General features: G+C 62.0%; 3 protein-coding genes. All 3 read left to right on the forward strand.

Annotation, left to right across the window (positions count from 1 at the left end; genetic code table 11):
• The first annotated feature begins 190 nt into the window (after positions 1-190).
• The 3 genes from AB4N84_RS20790 to AB4N84_RS20800 all read left to right on the forward strand — a co-directional run bounded on the left by AB4N84_RS20790 (position 191) and on the right by AB4N84_RS20800 (position 3,900).
• Entirely contained in the window at positions 191-664 is a 474-nt protein-coding gene (locus tag AB4N84_RS20790) for a sigma-70 family RNA polymerase sigma factor (RefSeq protein WP_083370551.1), read from the forward strand.
• Between the two features lie 51 nt (positions 665-715).
• Complete coding sequence (locus tag AB4N84_RS20795; protein WP_460042940.1) at positions 716-2,410, forward strand: multidrug ABC transporter permease/ATP-binding protein; 1,695 nt, start codon at positions 716-718, stop codon at positions 2,408-2,410.
• A 161-nt stretch (positions 2,411-2,571) separates the two neighbouring features.
• Positions 2,572-3,900 carry a lysine N(6)-hydroxylase/L-ornithine N(5)-oxygenase family protein gene (locus tag AB4N84_RS20800; protein ID WP_460042941.1) on the forward strand — a complete coding sequence of 443 codons (1,329 nt, stop codon included), beginning with the start codon at positions 2,572-2,574 and terminating at the stop codon, positions 3,898-3,900.
• The last annotated feature ends 143 nt before the right edge of the window (positions 3,901-4,043 follow it).

Below are 4,043 nucleotides of genomic sequence, written 5' to 3' on the forward strand. Positions count from 1 at the left end.
GAAAGTTTCACCAATCGGTAAAATTTCTTACATTGCAATGAGAATCGTTTGCGTTATTCTTCGCGTTCTTTCGTTACCAAGGATGTCGAACAAGATGGATTTTCGTCCTGCAATGAGCCAGCCGACACGGCTTCGCTCCACCTGTGTGAACGGGTCTTGCGTATCGATTGATCCTCGTCTTGATGCGCTGATGGGCACCTACAATACCCATCGGGAAGGGCTGCTGCGCCTGGCGGCAAAATTCCTTGGCTGCCGTGCCCGCGCCGAAGATGTGGTGCAGGATGCTTTCGTGAAAATGCTCGAAAGCGACCTGGCCTCCACCGAACCTGCCCGCTACATGTTTCGGGTGGTGCGCAACCTCGCCATCGACCGTCTGCGTCGCCAACGCCTTGAGCGCAACCACGGCGCCGAAATCGAGCTGGACGAGCAGCCACGCTTCGAGGTGTCGCCCGAGCGTGTGCTGGCCGGACGCGAGTCGCTCAGCCAGCTGGTCGGCGCCCTCAACGAGCTGCCCAAACGCATGCGCATCGTGTTCAACCTCAGCCAGATTCAGGGTTACACCCAGCGCGACGTCGCCAAGGTCATTGGCACGTCTCCGACGATGGTCAACTTCCTCTTGCGCGACACCCTGTCTCACTGCCGCGCGCGGCTGGGCGAGATCTAAGCGTCGTCGATTCCCCTTTATGTTTTTTGCTTCCACTGCCCGGAGTCATCCATGAAATTAGTTCGTCTGGTCTTCCAGCAATACCGCTGGCCACTCGCGATGGTCCTGCTGCTGAGCATCAGCAGCGGCCTGTTGAGCGTGGGCGTGATTGCCTTCGTCAACCAGCGCATGATCAGCACCCACGACGGTCTGGGCACCGCGTTGTGGCAGTTCGGCCTGATGCTGTTGCTGCTGCTGGCGCTGGCGTCCGGGGCGTCGCTGTCGCTGACGGCGCTGGGGCATCGCTTCGTCTACGGCCTGCGCCGGGTGATGGTCAAACGCCTGCTGGACACCCACATCGAACGCATCGAATCCATTGGCGGGGCGAAAATCTTCGCCAGCCTGTCGAGCGACATTCGCGCCGTGACCATGGCGTTCGTGCAGTTGCCGGACTTGATCTACGGCACCGTGCTCAGCGTCGCGTCGTTCAGTTATCTGGCCTGGCTCTCGCCGTCTTTGTTCATCACCACGCTGTGCTGGATGGCCTTCACGCTGGGCGTCGGCTGGTTGCTGGTGGGCAAGCTCAACGCGCACATCCGTGCCTTGCGCGAGTCGGAGGACACGCTGTACCAGAGCTATCAGGGCGTGATCGACGGGCGCAAGGAACTGACCCTCAACCGCGACCGCGCCCGCCGTCTGTACGAAGAAACCTTCGACGTGGCAGCCCGGCGGTATCGCGAACATTTCACGCTCGCCGACCGGTATCACGGGCTGGCCAGCAACTGGGCGAACATCATGGTGCTGGGCACCATCGGCCTGGCGTTCTATCTCGCCAATGGTCTGGGCTGGGCACCGACCGAAGTGGCCGCGACCTACGCGCTGACCGTGCTGTTCATGCGCACGCCGCTGGTGCTGGCTGTGGCCGCCATCCCGGCGCAGATCTCCGGCCGCGTGGCGCTGGACAAGGTGGAGTCGCTGGCGCTGGCCGAGCACCACGACAGTTTTGAGGTCGCCCCCAGCCACATCGTCGGCCATTGGCAGACCCTGGAATTGCGCGACGTCGAGTACCACTACCCGGCACAGGGCGACGAACCCGGGTTCGATGTCGGCCCGGTTAACCTGACCCTGCGCCGTGGCGAAACCGTGTTCCTGATGGGCGGCAACGGCAGCGGAAAATCCAGTCTGGCGCGCCTGCTCAGTGGCCTGTATCGGCCCTCAGCCGGCTCAATCCTGATCGACGGCCAGGTCATCGGTTCAGGCGACTGGCTGGCTTATCGTCGCCTGTTCGCCAGCGTGTTCACCGATTTCCATCTGTTCTCGCAACTCCTGGGCGGCGACGGCCAGGACGCCGAAGCCGCGCACATCGACCATTGGCTCGATCAGCTGCACATGAAGCACAAGGTGCAGATCGGCGAGGGTCAACTGCTCGACACGCGTTTCTCCCAAGGTCAACGCAAGCGTCTGGCGTTGTTGCTGGCGTTGCTTGAGCAGCGCGACATCCTGCTGCTGGACGAATGGGCCGCCGACCAAGACCCGCTGTTTCGCCGGTTTTTCTATCGCGAGCTGCTGCCGATGTTCAAGAAGGCCGGCATCACCGTGTTCGCCATCAGCCATGACGACCAGTACTTCGACCTGGCCGACCGGCTGGTGAAGATGGAGTCCGGTCAGCTCAGCGAATTGCAGGGCGATCGTCGCGACAACGCCAGCCGGGATGCGGTGGAAGAGATCGGCGGCGCGTACGCCATGAAAACCGTAAAGGCTTTGTAAGTTTTTCATCGGCAAAGACTAAACAGCCAGAGGGCTCAGGCGTCTTTGTAATGATAATCACTCTTACTCATTCTTGATGCCCGTGAGCGGCCCAAGCGTCTGTGGCAACGGTCACGCACCCGCTGGAACTCACGGCGCATCGCTCCTAACGAGAGGGAAGCATGGAACTCGTCTACGACTACATCGGCATTGGTTTCGGCCCGTCGAACCTGGCTCTGGCCATCGCCACCCAGGAGCATGCACTGCGCAGCGGTCTGGCGCCCCAAGTGTGTTTCCTCGAAAAGAAACCTGCCTTCAACTGGCACGAAGGCATGCTGATCGACGGGTCCACCATGCAGATTTCCTTCCTCAAGGATCTGGTGACGCTGCGCAATCCGGCGAGCCGTTTCACCTTCGTCAATTACCTGAAGGAACGCGGCCGTCTGCAGGATTTCATCAACCTCAAGACGTTCTTCCCGACCCGTGAGGAGTACACCGATTACCTGACCTGGGCCGCTTCGCACTTCAACGAGCAAGCGCATTACGGTGAGGAGGTAATTTCGGTCGAACCGCATTTCGAGGACGGTCGTTTCGTTGCCGTCGACGTGCTGTCCCGTGGGCCGGGCGGCGGTGTTTCCCGTCGCCGTGCGCGCAATCTGGTGTTCGGCATCGGCGGCGTTCCCCAGGCGCCAGCGGCGTTCGACGGCATCGACGACCCGCGGGTTCTGCACTCGGCGGGTTATCGCGGCGGCATCGAGCGCTTGCTGACCAATCGCCCGGGCCCGGTGCGTGTCGCGGTGGTCGGTGGCGGTCAGAGCGCGGCGGAAATCTTCGAAGACCTCGCCAGCCGGTTCGACAACGTCGAGGCCAGCCTGGTGATTCGCGGCAGCGCGTTGAAACCCTCTGATGACAGTCCGTTCGTCAATCAGATCTTCAACCCGTCGTTCACCGACACCATCTTCAATCACAGCGAAGAACGCCGCGACGCGTTGTTCGCCGAGTTCCGCAACACCAACTACTCGGTGGTCGACACCGACCTGATCGAGACCATCTTCCAGCGCCTGTACCAGCAGAAAGTGCGCGGCGAGCAGCGTCACCGGTTGCTGACCAACCGCGAAGTGGCGCACGCCGAAGTCGGCGCGGGCGGCATCGAACTGTTCCTGCGCGATGCCCCCCATGACCAGACGCACAGCGAGACCTTCGACGTCGTGGTGTTGGCCACCGGCTACCGCCGCGACTATCACCTGGAGCTGCTGGCCGGCGTACAGCCTTACATTCAAGGCGCAAACGTGGATCGCCACTACCGCCTGCCGCTGAGTGCGGGCAGCGAGGCGGGCATCTTCCTGCAGGGCTGCTGCGAGGACAGCCATGGCCTGAGCGACACGCTGCTGTCGGTACTGGCCGTGCGCTCGCAGGAGGTGGTGGAGTCTATCTTCGCCGAGTACGAACAGCCCTGTTCGAGCCGACCGGCGCAGACCCATGAGCGTGTGGCGCTGAAACTGGCGCGTTGATTCACATGCGCTAAGCCGGACCTGCACGCCAACGCGTCGCACCGGTGGCCGTTCGCGGCCACCCAACCTTTCTCACAACGTTGCGGATGAGGCCCGTTTGGCCGTCCGTGGGTTGAGCCTTGCCGAAACAAACAGGTGAAAGC

The organism is Pseudomonas sp. S2_H01 (genome assembly GCF_054668305.1).

Coding starts and splice junctions, on each gene's coding strand:
- AB4N84_RS20790 (WP_083370551.1), top strand. CDS start 191: ATGGGCACCTACAATACCCATCGGGAAGGGCTGCTGCGCCTGGCGGCA.
- AB4N84_RS20795 (WP_460042940.1), top strand. CDS start 716: ATGAAATTAGTTCGTCTGGTCTTCCAGCAATACCGCTGGCCACTCGCG.
- AB4N84_RS20800 (WP_460042941.1), top strand. CDS start 2,572: ATGGAACTCGTCTACGACTACATCGGCATTGGTTTCGGCCCGTCGAAC.